This is a genomic window from Streptomyces sp. SID12501, from assembly GCF_010550245.1.
Classification (GTDB): Bacteria; Actinomycetota; Actinomycetes; order Streptomycetales; family Streptomycetaceae; genus Streptomyces.
In genome coordinates this window covers 1-381 of record NZ_JAAGLU010001100.1, presented here as the reverse complement: position 1 = coordinate 381, position 381 = coordinate 1, and the positions used below count along the sequence as shown (strand labels likewise).

At 68.2% G+C, this 381-nt stretch carries 1 protein-coding gene; it reads left to right on the top strand.

Annotated features, from left to right (window positions below; genetic code table 11):
* Window positions 1–172: 172 nt before the first annotated feature.
* On the top strand, window positions 173–381 hold a 209-nt coding region (locus G3I71_RS50010), incomplete at its 3' end, for an ACT domain-containing protein (RefSeq protein WP_343243325.1).

The window sequence follows — 381 nt, the reverse complement described above, 5'->3', positions numbered from 1 at the left end:
TCCAGGAGCAGTCCCTTATCCGAAAGTCGGGCCGGTGAAGACGGGCCCCGAAGCGAAGAAGTAGTGCGATCCCGGAACAAAGGGGACAGCCGGCGGAAAGCCCTGTGTCCTCCGTCCGGCACTCGGGACGGGCAGCCGGACCCGGCCGCGGGACCGATACGGTGGGAACACCATGAGCGCATCTCAGCCACCTCAGCCTCCCCCCTCCCCCGAGCTCCCCGATTCCCCTCGGACCGGCGGCGAGCCCGCCCGGGACAGCGACGATTCCCCTTCTCTCGTGGACAACACGCCCACCCTTCTCGTCAAGATCTTCGGCAAGGACCGCCCCGGCATCACCGCCGGCCTGTTCGACACCCTCGCCGCGTACTCCGTCGACGTCGT